17 protein-coding genes and 2 pseudogenes are annotated in these 14,380 nt (G+C 35.9%); 14 read left to right on the forward strand and 5 right to left on the reverse strand.

What is annotated here, in order from left to right; genetic code table 11:
* Positions 1 to 130: 130 nt before the first annotated feature.
* The 13 genes from GQ594_RS11315 (at position 131) to GQ594_RS11375 (ending at position 9,473) form a co-directional block, all read left to right on the forward strand.
* Positions 131 to 1,519: a DUF4055 domain-containing protein gene (locus tag GQ594_RS11315; protein ID WP_160412947.1), complete on the forward strand. Its 1,389-nt coding sequence runs from the start codon at positions 131 to 133 to the stop codon at positions 1,517 to 1,519.
* Positions 1,509 to 1,919, forward strand: coding sequence for a hypothetical protein (locus GQ594_RS11320; protein ID WP_160412949.1), 411 nt, complete (start codon positions 1,509 to 1,511; stop codon positions 1,917 to 1,919). The genes GQ594_RS11315 and GQ594_RS11320 overlap by 11 nt, the downstream gene beginning before the upstream one ends.
* Positions 1,920 to 2,207: 288 nt before the next feature.
* Positions 2,208 to 2,573, forward strand: a complete 366-nt coding sequence (locus GQ594_RS11325; protein ID WP_160412951.1) for a hypothetical protein — start codon at positions 2,208 to 2,210, stop codon at positions 2,571 to 2,573.
* Between the two features lie 117 nt (positions 2,574 to 2,690).
* Positions 2,691 to 3,260 (forward strand): DUF6651 domain-containing protein, encoded by a 570-nt coding sequence (locus GQ594_RS11330; RefSeq protein ID WP_160412953.1) that lies wholly within the window; start codon positions 2,691 to 2,693, stop codon positions 3,258 to 3,260.
* Entirely contained in the window at positions 3,178 to 4,347 is a 1,170-nt protein-coding gene (locus GQ594_RS11335) for a P22 phage major capsid protein family protein (RefSeq protein WP_160412955.1), read from the forward strand. Before GQ594_RS11330 ends, GQ594_RS11335 begins: the two co-directional genes overlap by 83 nt.
* Before the next feature lie 33 nt (positions 4,348 to 4,380).
* Complete coding sequence (locus GQ594_RS11340) at positions 4,381 to 4,545, forward strand: hypothetical protein (protein ID WP_160412957.1); 165 nt, start codon at positions 4,381 to 4,383, stop codon at positions 4,543 to 4,545.
* Positions 4,546 to 4,553: 8 nt separating this feature from the next.
* On the forward strand, positions 4,554 to 5,036 hold the full coding sequence (locus GQ594_RS11345) for a DnaT-like ssDNA-binding protein (RefSeq protein ID WP_160412959.1): 483 nt from the start codon (positions 4,554 to 4,556) through the stop codon (positions 5,034 to 5,036).
* A 120-nt stretch (positions 5,037 to 5,156) separates the two neighbouring features.
* Entirely contained in the window at positions 5,157 to 5,396 is a 240-nt protein-coding gene (locus GQ594_RS11350; RefSeq protein WP_160412962.1) for a hypothetical protein, read from the forward strand.
* A gap of 252 nt (positions 5,397 to 5,648) precedes the next feature.
* On the forward strand, positions 5,649 to 5,849 hold the full coding sequence (locus GQ594_RS11355; protein ID WP_160412965.1) for a hypothetical protein: 201 nt from the start codon (positions 5,649 to 5,651) through the stop codon (positions 5,847 to 5,849).
* Positions 5,850 to 5,980: 131 nt separating this feature from the next.
* A complete protein-coding gene (locus GQ594_RS11360; RefSeq protein ID WP_160412967.1) occupies positions 5,981 to 6,619 on the forward strand; it encodes a VWA domain-containing protein in 639 nt (212 codons plus the stop codon).
* Positions 6,616 to 8,604: a phage tail protein gene (locus GQ594_RS11365; protein ID WP_160412969.1), complete on the forward strand. Its 1,989-nt coding sequence runs from the start codon at positions 6,616 to 6,618 to the stop codon at positions 8,602 to 8,604. The genes GQ594_RS11360 and GQ594_RS11365 overlap by 4 nt, the downstream gene beginning before the upstream one ends.
* A 3-nt stretch (positions 8,605 to 8,607) precedes the next feature.
* Positions 8,608 to 9,048, forward strand: coding sequence for a hypothetical protein (locus GQ594_RS11370; protein WP_160412971.1), 441 nt, complete (start codon positions 8,608 to 8,610; stop codon positions 9,046 to 9,048).
* Positions 9,045 to 9,473 (forward strand): hypothetical protein, encoded by a 429-nt coding sequence (locus GQ594_RS11375; protein WP_160412973.1) that lies wholly within the window; start codon positions 9,045 to 9,047, stop codon positions 9,471 to 9,473. The genes GQ594_RS11370 and GQ594_RS11375 overlap by 4 nt, the downstream gene beginning before the upstream one ends.
* On the opposite strand, the gene GQ594_RS11380 is transcribed toward GQ594_RS11375, so the two are convergent.
* A complete protein-coding gene (locus GQ594_RS11380; RefSeq protein ID WP_160412975.1) occupies positions 9,463 to 9,681 on the reverse strand; it encodes a hypothetical protein in 219 nt (72 codons plus the stop codon). The genes GQ594_RS11375 and GQ594_RS11380 overlap by 11 nt on opposite strands.
* Positions 9,682 to 10,120: 439 nt before the next feature.
* On the opposite strand from GQ594_RS11380, the pseudogene GQ594_RS12095 reads away from it, so the two are divergent.
* A pseudogene (locus GQ594_RS12095) lies at positions 10,121 to 10,728 on the forward strand (phage integrase central domain-containing protein); the annotation flags it as partial.
* Between the two features lie 30 nt (positions 10,729 to 10,758).
* On the opposite strand, the gene GQ594_RS12530 reads toward GQ594_RS12095, so the two are convergent.
* From GQ594_RS12530 to GQ594_RS11405, 4 genes and pseudogenes are all read right to left on the reverse strand, one after another.
* A complete protein-coding gene (locus tag GQ594_RS12530) occupies positions 10,759 to 11,010 on the reverse strand; it encodes an IS3 family transposase (RefSeq protein ID WP_337189494.1) in 252 nt (83 codons plus the stop codon).
* Positions 11,011 to 11,120: 110 nt separating this feature from the next.
* A pseudogene (locus tag GQ594_RS11395) lies at positions 11,121 to 11,699 on the reverse strand (helix-turn-helix domain-containing protein); the annotation flags it as partial.
* Positions 11,700 to 11,942: 243 nt separating this feature from the next.
* On the reverse strand, positions 11,943 to 12,446 hold the full coding sequence (ubiT, locus tag GQ594_RS11400; RefSeq protein ID WP_160412981.1) for a ubiquinone anaerobic biosynthesis accessory factor UbiT: 504 nt from the start codon (positions 12,444 to 12,446) through the stop codon (positions 11,943 to 11,945).
* On the reverse strand, positions 12,447 to 14,075 hold the full coding sequence (locus GQ594_RS11405; RefSeq protein ID WP_160399873.1) for a Na+/H+ antiporter: 1,629 nt from the start codon (positions 14,073 to 14,075) through the stop codon (positions 12,447 to 12,449).
* Positions 14,076 to 14,380 lie beyond the last annotated feature (305 nt).

Genomic DNA, 14,380 nt, shown 5'->3' on the forward strand with positions numbered 1-14,380 from the left:
CGGCTGTTGGCGAGATAAACCGCTACATGACCATACATCACACGGCGCGGATGCGTTTAGATATTTTGCTGTGGCTAATCGAAATAAACACAAACCAAGTGGCAAAGTTACACAATTACGGATATAAATTATGGCAGACATTTTAACTCCAAATCTTGATTACAATAACATGATCGAAGCGTGGGATATTAACGACGCGCTAATGGGTGGAACGCTAAACATGAGACAACTGGGCGAGCAGTATTTGCCAAGGTGGGTTAATGAAGAGCGAGATTCATATAAAAAACGTCTACAAGTGGCCACGTTACTTCCTGCTTACGAAGAAACGATTAAACAAAATGTAGGTCGAGTTTTTGCCTCACCAATTAAATTGAGCGACACAGTGCCTGCTAAGCTGATTGAGTTTGCAAAAGACATCGATCTTGAAGGAACTTGTCTTGACGTTTGGGCGCAAGAGTTTTTTAGCATCGCAATGCAATACGATTTGGCGCACGCTTTAGTTGATTACCCTAGAATCAATAAAGAAGTCAGAACAAAAGCCGAGGAAAACGAAATCGGTGCTCGTCCATATGTTGTAATGCTTAACCCTAGTCAAATTATTGGTTGGAAATCAAAAAATGAGGGTGGAAAAGTTGTACTCACTGAATTGCGCATTGAAGAAAATATCATTATAGATAAAGATAATTACGGCCAATCTCGAATCGAACAAATCCGGCACATTGAAATCGGGCATGAATCAATATGGCGACAAGATAGTGAAAATAAACAATGGGCATTGCATGAAGAGTGGGAAACATCAAGAAAAAAAATCACACTTGTAACACTCTACACTAAAAAAACTGGGTTCATGAGAGGGACTCCTCCGTTACTTAATCTTGCTTTGCTTAATATTAATCATTGGCAAAGTCAAAGTGAGCAAGACAACATCTTGCATGTAGCACGAGTGCCAATCCTGACCGCTTTTGGGCTTGAAGATGGTGCTGAGTTAACAATCGGTAGTTCATGCGCTACAAAATTCGATGATAGAAGTAGTCAGGGTCTTGAATACGTCGAGCACTCAGGTGTTTCAGTGAATGCCGGTAAAGAATCACTTGCTGAGTTAGTAGAGCAAATGCGCTTAGCTGGAGCTAAATTACTCCGATACCAAAACACCTCGACGAAATCGGTTGAGCAAACTCAAGAAGAGAAGATGCAAGCTAATTCGCCGTTATTCATCATGGCGTCTTCTCTCGAAGATTCGTTAGATAATATATTAGACCTAATGGCCGAGTGGATAGGGTTACAAAATGACGGCAATGTTGATGTAATTACCGAGGTTGAACTAGCCAGAAAAACAATCGACGCAACTGGCGCGTTAGCAATTCAATCGTTACGACAAACTGGTGATATCCGTGATATTGATGCTGTTGTCGCTTATCAACGCCTTGGGCTAATCAATGCTGATATGAAGCCTCAGGATATTATTCAAGAGCTAAAAGACGCAGCACTAAAATTTGATCGGCCGACTTATGACGATTAACGAAAAATTACGCGATGAAAGTATCTACCATTATGTAATGTTGCTAAATTATGTGAGTTATTTGATTCAAAAATCTGTTCGCTTGATCAATAAATCTAATCGCGAGTTAATGGCAAAGTTATACATTGCGCTTGATGACATGTCACACACGAACTTTCAAATAAAAACGCTAAAATCAAAATTACAAGGTGATATTGAAATAGCAGGTTTAACTCAGCTTATCAGTGATGAAATGTCTAAATTTTCAGAATATGAATATAGCTATCGATTATCGTTATTTGAACGTTTATTACCACCAAATGTTACCTCGAAGTACAAGTTACAAAATATTAAATCTGAATTATTACTCTCTTTGATATTTAACAAACCGTTCCAAGGTATGAAATTATTGGATTGGTGACAAAAATTAGAGCAGGATCGGATTAATCGGGTAGTTAACTCTATTAGAAACTCATATGCGCAAGGCGATAGTAACGAACAAACGCTAGAAAAAATAAAAGGCACAAAAGATAAAAATTATAGAGACAGCGTACTTGCTGTTGTTGCTGTAAACGCTGCATCAATTATTAAAACGGCTATATCTAATACATCAACGACAGTTCAATCGGTTTTTGCGCAAAAAAATGACAAAATTATCAAATGTAAACAATGGGTATCAGTCCTTGATAATCGAACAACACCGACTTGTATGATTAGAGATTCATTGCTGTACACATTAGATAACGAACCGATTGGGCATAATGTTTCATATGGTGACGGACCGGGTCGCATTCATTTTTGTTGCAGATCAATCGAAACATTAGTTGTTCGGTCCTTTGATGAAATAGGGATCATTACTAATGACGATGACGGCACGAGAGATTCAATGGATGGTCAAGTTCCTGCTAAAACATCGTATCTTGAGTGGTTGAAAAAACAATCACAGGAACGTCAGGAACAGATTTTGGGTGTTGAACGTGCTCGCATGTTGCGAGATGGAGAAATAACAGTAGATCAATTTTTTACAAGAGATGGTCGCTTTTTAACTTTAGACGAACTACGTCGTGCACACTAACTATTAATTATCTATTACAAGATCGCTATATGCGACCTTTTTTATTTTATGCCACAGAGCGGATGCGAAGTGGTGAAACGGTTGGAAAACCATTAACAGTCGGAAGACGGAGAACTTATGAAATTAAAAACAATTGATGTAAATGGCACAACTTATGCAGTTATCGAAAACGGCAATCCTGTTTATGTACATGATGACGGAAAGGAAATCCCTTTTGATGCTGTAGCCTCACTTAACAAAATTTCAGCTTTAAATGGTGAAGTGAAAGCGCATCGTGAAGCCAAAGAAAAAGTTGAATCGGAGTTAAAAAAGTTTGCCAACATCACCGATCCTGCAAAAGCTATTGAGGCTTTGGACATTGTTACCAAGTTAGATCAGAAAAAACTAATTGGTGCTAGCGAGGTTGACAAAGTCAAAGCTGAAATCACTAAGGTTTATCAAACGCAAGTTGATACAGCGAAAGCCGAAAGTGAAGCGTTAAAATCGCAACTTTATAACGAAATGATTGGCGGACGATTTAATAGTTCGAAATACATTCAAGATAAAGTAGCTATTCCACCTGATTTTGTACAGTCACGATTTGGTTCATCTTTCAAGATTGAAGATGGCAAAGTCGTCGCTTACGACCAATCAGGGAATAAGATTTACTCACGCGCTTCTTATCCCTACAATTTACACCGCGCTTGACGTCGTATCTCGTGAACAAGTTGGTTTTATTCCTGCTGTTGCTCGTGATACAAAAGCTGATGGTGCTGCAAAAGGACAAACTGTAACCGCTCACGTTACACCTGCTGCACAATTAGTTGACATTAACCCTGCAGCGACCGCACCGAACGACGGTGACCAAAATATTGGTACTGTTAATGTTGAGATCACAAAATCAAAAATGGCACCAGTAAAATGGAATGGTGAGGAACAATTAGCGATTGGGCCAACAGGGCAGTACAACAAAATCTTAGCTGACCAGTTTGCGCAAGGATTCCGAGCTTTATCTAATGAAGTTGATTCCGATTTAGGTGGCTTATTTTACGGTGCTTCACGAGCTGCAGGTACAGCAGGTACCACGCCGTTTGGTGAAAAAGACGACTTAAGTGATTTTTCAGAAGCACTTAAAATTCTTGAAGACAACGGCGCGCCTCGTTCTGATTTGCAAATGGTTCTTGGTTCAGATGCAATGGCCAAAATTCGTGGTAAGCAATCTGTATTATTCAAAAATAACGAAGCTGGTACTGATGAGCTTTTGCGCAACGGTATTATTGGTCGCGTTGAGGGGTTCAATATCCACACATCAGCAGGTATTAAACGCGTTAAATCAAGCAACGCTACTGGCTATTTAGTTAATGGAGCAAAATCCGAGGGTGATCGCATCATCGCCGTTGATACAGGAAGCGGAGCATTTAATGCTGGCGATATAGTGCCCTTTGCTGGTGACACTAATAAGTATGTTGTCGCAGCTGCAAATGCTAGCTCTATCACGCTTTGCGAACCCGGATTACGTAAAGATTTAGCGGATAACACAGCTATTACCGTTGGTGGTGACTATGTGGCCAACATGGCATTTGACCGCGGAGCATTTTTACTCGCTTGTCGTACGCCAGCAATGCTGTTAGGCGGAGACAGCGCAGATGACGTAATGAATGTAACAGATCCAGTGTCTGGTATTACATTCCAAATTGCGTTATATCGACAATACAAACAAATCCGTTACGAAATTGGTCTGGCTTGGGGTGTTAAATCTATTGCACCTCGCCATGCAGCGCTTATTTTGGGTTAATAACAGGGGCTTTATGCCCCTTTTGGAGTAAAAATGGCTAAGAAAAAAGACATCAATGAAGTAGACGCTGTTAATACAGAAGAACAAAAAAATACTGTCACAATGTTAAACCCTATAATTGGTGCTGAACCTTATGAAGCGGAAGTCCATCCTGACATGGTAAAACACTGGGAGCAAGAGGGATGGAAAGTTAAATAGGTGAAAATATGCTTAATACTGATATTAACTCAGCCGGGTTTAACAGTTACGCATCCGTTGATGATTGCAGGCAGTTTGCAATAAACAGGGGTTTATTACTACCGAATGAAGATGAAAAGATTATTATCTTACTTAATAAAGCTATGGACTATTTGGAAACGCTGAATTGGAAAGGTAGCCCTACCGATAAAGCACAACCTTTATCATGGCCACGAAAAGATATCGTCAAAGATTCTCGTGAAACTCCCAGCAATTCAATACCCAAGCAAATTATTGATGCGCAATGTTATTTAGCCATTAATTCTAATGATATCGATTTTTTACCAGTCATTCCCGGTGGAGAAGAGGTATTAAGTGAATCGATTGCAGGGACTGTAAGCATCACTTACGCGCCAAAATCTAAAAACGATTTGCCAAAACTGCCTTTTATTAATCGTCTTTTGAATGGTTTTTGTTATTCCAGTAACACAGCCAAAATATGCAGGGGGTAGCATGTCATTTTATTTACGAGCAAAAAAACGGCAACACGGCTAATTGATAAGTTCGGTCAACAAGTCGAGGTTACTAGAACTATTGCAATTCCATCAGCTGAAGAGTGGAAAAGCTATAGAGTGGAAACAAGAACTTTTAACGCCGTTATGATATTTGTTTCTGGTGGCAATGAGCGATATTTTGAGTGGTTGAACACTGAAATAACAGAAGACAACGATATTGTTCTAATTCCTGCTGGCAGTTATATTCCAGAAAAAAACGACAAAATCAAAAAGGGAGGTAAGCAATTTACGATAGAAAAAATAAAAATATTAGCTCCTGCTGATATTGATTTGCTTTATATGGAAGTGCTTGTATGACAACAAACTATGAAGAAGCCCATGATTTAATTAAATCCATTTTTGTTAAAAAGTGGGAAAAAAGGCGGAAAACGAAATCGGTTATAAGCCGACGATCATCTGGCAGGGTAAAGATGAACTTACCAAACCAGACAGAGATAAGTGTTTTTTCGATTTTCTCTATGGAAAGTTAAAGAAATACAAGCGACGATTGGTTGTAATATTCTGGATGTAGAACCTTGGCGTAATCGTTATAAAACTGAGGGTTATTTTATGTTGCAGATGTTTGTGCCAAAATCAACGCTAAATGGAGTTGAATTGTCGCGCTATCTTGCGATTTTAGCTCGAGATAGTTACAGACATATTGACGGTCCCGTCAAATTTAAAAACGGTAGAATTCAAGAGCTCTATAGTGAGCAAGGATTTTATCGAACAAACACAATAGTAGATTTTACTTATGATGAGATAGGCTAAAAAATGACATGTAAAAATAAAACAATTGATAGTAATGTGGCGGGACTATACATCGCCAAAGAGGAATGCCTCAAAATTTTACCAGACAACCCGATTTGGCATGGTGTAGAGGTTAATAGTTATAAGGAGCTGTGCAAGATGGAACGTTATTGATTAATAAACCATCTCTTTTTGGTGGTGATTCACGAGAAGGCGGGGTTTCTGGTGCTTTTGATGTTTATTCTGGGCATGATAATCATAATAGAAATAGTTATCTAGCTAATAAAATCTCGCAAATTGTACCGGCATATCGTTATGTTGCAGGTGCAGTTTTTAAGCATTTTTATTGGGGTAATAATCCGTATTTAAAAGACATTTCTGTGGTTGTTCAACGTATCCACTATCAGGATGCAAAAAAAACACCGCAATGGTATAACGAGCGTTCTGAAATTAGAATTGGTGATGTGCTGGATAATGTTGCTATACATTTCATTTTAGATACGTCTGCTAGCATGAGTGGTTCGCGAATAAATGCACTAAAGACAGCAATGAAGCAGGCTATTAATAGACTGGAAACGTCAATGGATCTAAATTCGTCAAGATTAGATATATTGATCACAACATATCAAGGCGGTTCACCGCAAGCTAGATTAATCAGAAAAGTATCAAAAAATGATATTCCAATTCTTTTATCGTTTATTGATAACTTAATAATTGTTGGTGGCGAAAATCTTGAAACTGTTTTGAATGCTTCAGTTTCTTTTTTCACGACTTGGGTAATCTTGACATGAATCGTTGTTGTATTTTTGTGAGTGATGGAGAGCTTGAGGACGTTGATTCCATTAACAATAAAAATATTCATGATTTAATTAATAGATCTGGTGCATTTAGTGCGGCTAATGGTAGAGACGTCAATATTTATTATATTAATGTTGATAATCACAACGTGTCATTAAGCTCAAAGATTGATAACACATCAGTTGATGGCGTCCCCGTTATTGACGGCTCAAACTCTATGCTTATTTATGACACGATGATGTATGCAATTAATGGTGCTAATGCAGACATGAACCCTGCGCACATACTCAGAGAGTTGGTTTTAAGCCAATATACAGGTTTTAATTCTCAATCAATACAAAATATTATTAACGAAGAATCGTTTAAGCGAGCTGCAGATACATTTTACAGAGAAAATCTAGGATTATCTTATCTTTGGAATAATCAGAGTAAATTCGAAGATTTAAAAAAAAATATTGAAAAAGCGGCAGATTGTGTACTAGATCAAAACCCACAAACAAATCAGTTTGAAATAAAATTAATCAGAAATAATTACAATGTTGATGATTTACTCGTTTTTGATAAAACAAATATAGTAAAAATTTCGGATATTAAGAAAAACATTGTTACTGAGATGATTAATTCTGTCACGGTTCGTGATGACGCTCTGATCTCAATAGCTGGTAGAGAAAACAATACAACGGTTACATACGATACTGTTTATAGTCGTTCATTAGCTTCTCGACTTGCAATGAGGGATCTAGCGTATTTATCATCAGATTTGGCTTCTGTTACGTTAACACTTAATTTAGATGGAAGAATTTTGAGTCGAGGTGACGTGTTTTTGTTAAACATGCCTCTATTGGGGTTGGACCGTGTTGTTATGCGTATAATATCGGTTGATTACGGCACGCAAAAAAGCAATCAGGTGACGATTGAATGCTCGCGTGATGTGTTTTCATTACCGACAACATCGGTTGTTAACTCTCAACCGCCGATATCATCTCCAGTTGATAAAGATGTAGCAAAACCAGTCAAAAACTTTATTATCATGGAAGCACCATATTATGAACTAGTTTATAACTACGGACAAAAAGTAGTTGATCAGTTATTAGAAGATAATGATTTAACAGGCCAAATTTCAGCGGCAATTTGTAATTTACCCGAAAATGCGCTTTTTGCTGGGTTAGCTACTTCTTTGTCAAGCGATTTTGATAACGCAGAAAGCATAACTAATTGCGAAATGAGAGAATTATCTCATCAAATTGATAGAATGGAATCAGTCATAAAATTAAGTAGCGCATTAGAAAACGATGAGTACATATGGGTCATAATTGATGATGAAATTTTATTCGTTGAATCTAGGAATGGCGATGAATTAACCGTGAAACGCGGTTGTCTCGATACAATCCCAGCAGAGCACAAACAAAATAGCAAGGTTTATTTTTGTGGCGGTCAGTTAACACTAAAATCCGAGGAGTATTGCGAAGGTGATAAGGTTGATTGTCGTATCATCACCCGAACATCAACCAGTTCAATCGATCCAAAAGATGCATCAGGAAAGATTGTTGACATCATGGGTAGAGCAATTAGACCATACCCGCCAGCAAACGTAACAATTAACGGTATTTATTATCCAACGTCAATAACCGGTGAAAAAATTGAAATTAATTGGTCGTCTAGAAATCGATTGCAGCAAACCTCAGGTATTATGGTTGGCTGGTACGAGAGCAATGTAACAGTTGAGCCAGATGTAAAATATCACGTTGTGTTGCGCCATTTTACCAACACTCTCATTGACACAATAATCGAAGAACCACACTTTTCATTTGATATTAGTCATCTAAAAAAAGGGGACTTATCTATTGAATTATCTAGCATTAAAAGTAGTATAGAATCCAGTCAAAAATTTAGACATAGTGTCGTTGTTGGTAATGACATTGAGTTTATTTTTAATGAAGAAAAACGAAATAAATTAGAATTTACATTTAAGGATTAAAATATGGCAAAAATAGTTATTTGTAGTGATGATAAATCTTACGTTGACGCGATGTTAGCTGCGCTTAGCGAAGATCATCAAGTCGTTTTTTGCGATACAACATCAAGCGATTACACGGAAGATTTTTTATCAACATTTGAACTAATTATGGATTATAGAAATTCATATGAAAAAAAAGCGGGAGAACCAATAAAAAAATGTTTTGACAAAGGGATCCCCGTCATAGCCGGTGGTAATGACTACGCAAATGGAGCATTGTTATCCCTCGGTATTTCAAATCAACCAAGTTATTCAAATGGTTTATATAATTCAACAGTTATAAATAATAAAGACGTTATTTCAATGAATTATAATAAAAAAGAAATTTCACATTATCCCCCAAATAACAAATCGAACTGGGTTTATTATATCTATAACGACAATAGTACAACACCAAAAAAATGACTCCATTAGTGATTTACAGATTTGCAAGTGGATATCAAAAACTTTCTGTTGTTAGTGCTGTATTTCGCAAAGGTGATTTAAATTTAAATGATAATCCTTTTGTAGCTGATTGTGCATTTATAGGTTATATGTTTGATATTGAATTAACAGCGGACGGCATAAACATAGTCAATGATATTATTTATTGGTTATTGAATAAAACATATGTTACAGCAAAAGTTAAAGATCAAGACGGAACCCTATTGCCATCCCAAGAAGTTTTTTTACATTCAAGATTAAACGGCGACTTGATATCAAAACACAAGAGCAATGAAAACGGGGAAGTGGTTTTTAGGCTCAGGAATGGCTTTGATTATTATGCTGTTGCCTTTGATAAAACGGGAGGCGTAAAAAATGCAGTAGCAATTGATAACATCATCGCATAATACTATCAATCTTCAACTTACAATACTCAACAGCGCCATGTAGCATCACAAAATAGGCAATATCATATTGTGATTTCAGCGTTTGATATAGCACAAAATTGTGCTCGTCGTCGCTGTTGATAATGTAGCATTCGCCCGATAGTTCTATTTCGTAATCGTCGGGCGTCATTCTTATGTAAATTGGTATGTAGTAGTTTATTGTTATCATGATAAGTTATGTGTGAGTTTTTGAGATATTTTATGATGATTTATTTTTGATGTGAATTTATGGAGTGAAATTATAGAGAGCAGATCACAAAAATGTTTGTGACATATTTGTGCCGTAATTAATGTAAAATAAACTAAAAAATAGTGAATAAATATACATCAATTGGTTTGGTTAACCTGTTATCTTATTGATTTATAATAAATTAAATTTATACTGTAAAATAATGCATGTCACTCTTAATCAATTGGTCGCGGGTTCGATCCCCTCACAACCCACCATTTCTCAATTAATCCAAATTCAATAACGTTCAAAAAAACTTTATCTAACAAGCTTTTTAGCTAATTTAATGTTTAACTAAGTTCAAGAAGATTTAGCGAAATTCAAACTTTTATGTTATATATTATGTTATACGCTCAAATATAACTTAAATTCGTATAACATGGTCAAGATTATAAAACCTCTAAATGATACTCAAATCAAGTCAGCCAAGCCAAGGGAAAAGGATTTTACTTTATCAGATGGCAGTGGTTTATATTTATTAATTAAGTCTAATGGCTCTAAAATTTGGCGATTTAATTATATTAGTCCTGATTCAAAAAAACGCACATTAGTTAGCTTTGGAAGTTACCTAGAAATCACATTATTTAACGCAAGACAAAAAAGAGAAAGATAATACATTTTATAAAGTGGCTGAAAGATGGCTTGAACAACAGAACTCAAGAGATATCACTAGTGGAACAATAGGCGAATAAAAAATTCATTTGTTAATTATATTTATCCTAGCCTTGGCGATATACCCATCTCACAGCTAAAAGCAAAAGATTTTATTGAAGCTTTAAACCTGTTGAATGTGCCGGTAAACTAGATACTATTAAGAGGATATCACAACGAATTAATAGAGTAATGACTTATGCTGTTAACAATGATCTGATTGAATATAATTCAACTGGTAAAATAGGAGCTGTGTTTAAAGTTGCCCATAAGCAAAATATGCCTTCTTTACCACCTTCAGAGTTACCAAGAGTAATGAAAGCTATTTTTTTGGCTTGTAACTGTCAACAAAACTTGGAGACAATCTTAGGCCGTTTTTAGTAAATTGTATTCAAATTCTGCAGGTGAAATAAATCCCAGTTTATAATGTCTTCTTTTTTGATTATAAATAGGTTCGATGTAATCAATAATATCAGCTACTGCTTGCTCTCTGGTTACATAATCTCGATAGTTGCTCCTTTCTGATTTTAATGATCTAAAAAATCGCTCAGTCACGGCATTGTCTAAGCAATTTCCTGCTCGGCTCATGCTAAAGGTAATTTGATAAGATGCTAATATCTGTTGGAACTGTTCACTGCGATATTAAATTCCCTGATCGCAATGAAATAAAGTTGAGCTTTCTCCTTTACGCCGCTGTATTGCCATATTTAATGCTTTAACCATAAGGTTACTATTAGGCTTGTGTAACGGTATACTTTAGCAAAAGCGAGTCTTGAATAAGTATCAATGAATGTTTGTCGGTATATTTTTCCTATGCCTTTAATATGTCCCACATAATAAGTATCTTGTGCACATAAATATCCCAGTGATGTGTCTCTATTTCACCATGTGCTTCTCGTGATGTTTTGGCTTTTTCGAGGGCTTGTGATTGATTTTCAGTCAGTAGCATCACTATTGTGCCACTTTTGTTTCTAGGGCTATTAAGCGGTTTTTAAAACTTTCTAAATCATGACGTAGCCAAATCGAGCGTACACTACTTCCTGACACCATTATGCCTTCTTGACGAAGTTGATTGGCAACTCGATGTTGCCATAAGCAGGATATTCATAGGCCATATTGACAACGGCTTTTTCTATATGTGGCTCTACCCGATTTTTTTCGATAGTTTTTTTACGACTGATTTCTTGAAGTGCAAGCTCTCCTCCTTGCTTATACAGTTTTTTAAAGCGATAATAACTATCTCGACTGTATCCCATGACTTTGCAAGCTTGTTGAACGTTACCGAGTTGCTTAGCTAATTTTAGCAGTCCTCATTTTGGTTTAATGATTTTGGCGGTTTGATTCATTTCTGACTCGCCTTTTGCGTTATAAAATAATTTGACTGTCAGATTAAGTAAAGACTATTACACATGAAAGTAAAAACTTGGCTGTTCTCGGTTATTTTTCATTGTGCTTCTTTGCTCGTAATTGTTTTACTATATTAGATATTTTTATTACAGATATAGTACCGATAAGATCTTATCTAAATGTTAAATCAGAGAAGATCTTTTTTAATTGGTAGGTGCGCTTTCAATGATGTTTGCAAGCTTTTCAAGCGTTAGTCTTAAAAATTTAGGCATGTTATCTAATTCAATTGAATCCATTAGATTTTTAACGTAAAGACCTAATTCAGTATCTCCTTCAACAATTAAGCGACGTTGAAAAAATAGGGTGTCAGGGTCCTGTCGTCTGGTTGCTATCATAATTAAATCATTAGCATTACCAATAAAACTCACATCGGGAATTTCTTCTCGACTCACAACTAATTTATTGTTGATTAGGCTAACAAACCAGATAAGTCCTAGATCGGTAACTGCTATTTTAAGCCAACGGTTTTCTAAAAAATTAAGATCGCCATCTTCTAGAGAATGTTTAAATTGTAATTGTAATAACTGCTCAATAACCTGTTTTTTTAAGTTAAATGGAATACAACGTAAGGTAAGCCCCAATGCTTGTGGGGCTTTATTCACAAATGCTGAATGTATCTTTCCTAGAAACTGATGATTTTCTATCATTTATACATCTCCAGAAATCATTTTTTCATAAATATCTAAGTCAGTATTTAAATGCTCAAAAACCTCTTCACTAACTTCATTACGAACTTTCATTTGTAAAAGGGCTGTTCGTTCTGCACCTATAGCGACTAAACGCATACGTCTTTCTAAATTTTCTGCCTCAAGTGCTTTCTGTTCTAAATCTTTAAGTCCCGTTCTACGTCGTAATGAGCCAATAACACGTGATCCAACTTCATGAATAATTTCTTGATCCATTCGGTCTTCAGCTGTTTCTTGGAGTAAATTATTTTGCATTTTTTCTAGGCTAATAATTGCCTCTTCGGCCATATGACCTTTCACTGTCAAAATTTCATTATCTTGTTCTGAGTTATCTAAAATAACACTACCTCGTAATAAAATAGGTAAGACGATTACTGCTACAATTAACGAAATTAGAATGATTCCTGTTGCAATAAAAACAAGTTGATATCGACCGGCAATTGTCATTGGAATAGATAATACACCAGCTAAAGTAATAGCACCTCGAACCCCAGCAAATGTTGAAATAAGTAGATCTCGATTGGAATATGATCTAAATGCAAGAGGTCGTTTTGTTCCAAATGGCATTGTCGGCATATGTTTCATCGCCCATAACCAAGCAAATCGTGTTCCCATTAATACTGCAAAAACAAATATAACAATTAAACATAATTGCCATACTTCAATTGATGTATCGGTTTGGTTTTCGGTAAAGGTATTACTCAAAATTTTTGGTAACTGAATACCTAATAAGACAAAGACAAATCCATTAAATACAAAAGTTAACATTGACCAAGTGCTATCTGATTGTAAACGTGTAGTTAATGGTGCATTTCGCATCATACCAGAATGATTTACGGTCATACCTGCACTTACTGCAGCTAAAATACCTGAGCAATGACACTCTTCTGCAATAATATAAGCTGCGAAAGGAAGTAGGAATAATAATACAATTTGAATTGCAGGATCATTGTGGGTCAATTGATTTATTTTACGTAAGATACGAGCATATAACCAAGTAAATATAACACCAATAGCTAAACCACCAATCGCAACAACAAAAAATGTAACACTAATTTGTAATAGATCAAACTGCAATAATCCGGCTGCGATTGCAATGGCAAAATTTAATGAAACAAGGCCAGAAGCATCGTTCATTAAAGCCTCTCCTTCAATGATTTCCATCTTTTCTTTTTCAATACGACCTTTACCGACAATACCACTTAATGCTACGGCATCAGTTGGAGATAGTACTGCAGCTAGAGCTAATCCTGCTGCTAATTCAACTTTTGGTAATATCCAATGAAGAATATAACCTAATGCAATAATGGAGATAACAACTAACACTAGAGCTAGTCCAACAATTTCTCTACCATTATAGATGAAGTCCTTTACCGATGTTTTGCGTCCATCAGCAAAAAGTAAAGGAGGAATAAATAAAACAAGAAATAATTTAGGATCAAATTCCACATAAACGTTAAATGCAGCCAATATGCAACCTAATAATATTTGCATCAGAGGCAGTGGAATTTGAATTGGTAACATTTTAACAACGACACCAGAAAGTGATACAATTAATACTAGAAGTAAAATTATTGAAAAAAGTTCCATAGCTTGTCTTTTATTTATCCTATAATCCTATTGTTTGCATTGATTATATCGGATCTTTCGGTAAATTTCAGGTGAAAATTTCATAGAATGATTTAAATTTTGGTCAAATACAATTATTAATAAAAAAACGTGATGTAATTAAAATGTAACTATCCCCTAAAATAGTACAGCAAAAAAGTAGAAAATTCTCTATGATAAAAGAAAAGGGGATTTAATTATAAAAAAAATGACTGAACATCAAATCGTCGCTATTTTAAAAGAAGCTGAAGCGGGTATTCCGGTTAAAGAACTGTGCCGTAAATAGG

This window comes from Gilliamella sp. Pra-s52, assembly GCF_009795805.1.
Taxonomy (GTDB): Bacteria; Pseudomonadota; Gammaproteobacteria; order Enterobacterales; family Orbaceae; genus Gilliamella.

Bases quoted from the DNA above. Each gene is read 5' to 3' on its own strand.
- GQ594_RS11315 (WP_160412947.1), top strand. From the start codon at position 131: ATGGCAGACATTTTAACTCCAAATCTTGATTACAATAACATGATCGAA.
- GQ594_RS11320 (WP_160412949.1), top strand. From the start codon at position 1,509: ATGACGATTAACGAAAAATTACGCGATGAAAGTATCTACCATTATGTA.
- GQ594_RS11325 (WP_160412951.1), top strand. From the start codon at position 2,208: ATGATTAGAGATTCATTGCTGTACACATTAGATAACGAACCGATTGGG.
- GQ594_RS11330 (WP_160412953.1), top strand. From the start codon at position 2,691: ATGAAATTAAAAACAATTGATGTAAATGGCACAACTTATGCAGTTATC.
- GQ594_RS11335 (WP_160412955.1), top strand. From the start codon at position 3,178: ATGGCAAAGTCGTCGCTTACGACCAATCAGGGAATAAGATTTACTCAC.
- GQ594_RS11340 (WP_160412957.1), top strand. From the start codon at position 4,381: ATGGCTAAGAAAAAAGACATCAATGAAGTAGACGCTGTTAATACAGAA.
- GQ594_RS11345 (WP_160412959.1), top strand. From the start codon at position 4,554: ATGCTTAATACTGATATTAACTCAGCCGGGTTTAACAGTTACGCATCC.
- GQ594_RS11355 (WP_160412965.1), top strand. From the start codon at position 5,649: ATGTTGCAGATGTTTGTGCCAAAATCAACGCTAAATGGAGTTGAATTG.
- GQ594_RS11365 (WP_160412969.1), top strand. From the start codon at position 6,616: ATGAATCGTTGTTGTATTTTTGTGAGTGATGGAGAGCTTGAGGACGTT.
- GQ594_RS11370 (WP_160412971.1), top strand. From the start codon at position 8,608: ATGGCAAAAATAGTTATTTGTAGTGATGATAAATCTTACGTTGACGCG.
- GQ594_RS11375 (WP_160412973.1), top strand. From the start codon at position 9,045: ATGACTCCATTAGTGATTTACAGATTTGCAAGTGGATATCAAAAACTT.
- GQ594_RS11380 (WP_160412975.1), bottom strand. From the start codon at position 9,681: ATGATAACAATAAACTACTACATACCAATTTACATAAGAATGACGCCC.
- ubiT (WP_160412981.1), bottom strand. From the start codon at position 12,446: ATGATAGAAAATCATCAGTTTCTAGGAAAGATACATTCAGCATTTGTG.
- GQ594_RS11405 (WP_160399873.1), bottom strand. From the start codon at position 14,075: ATGGAACTTTTTTCAATAATTTTACTTCTAGTATTAATTGTATCACTT.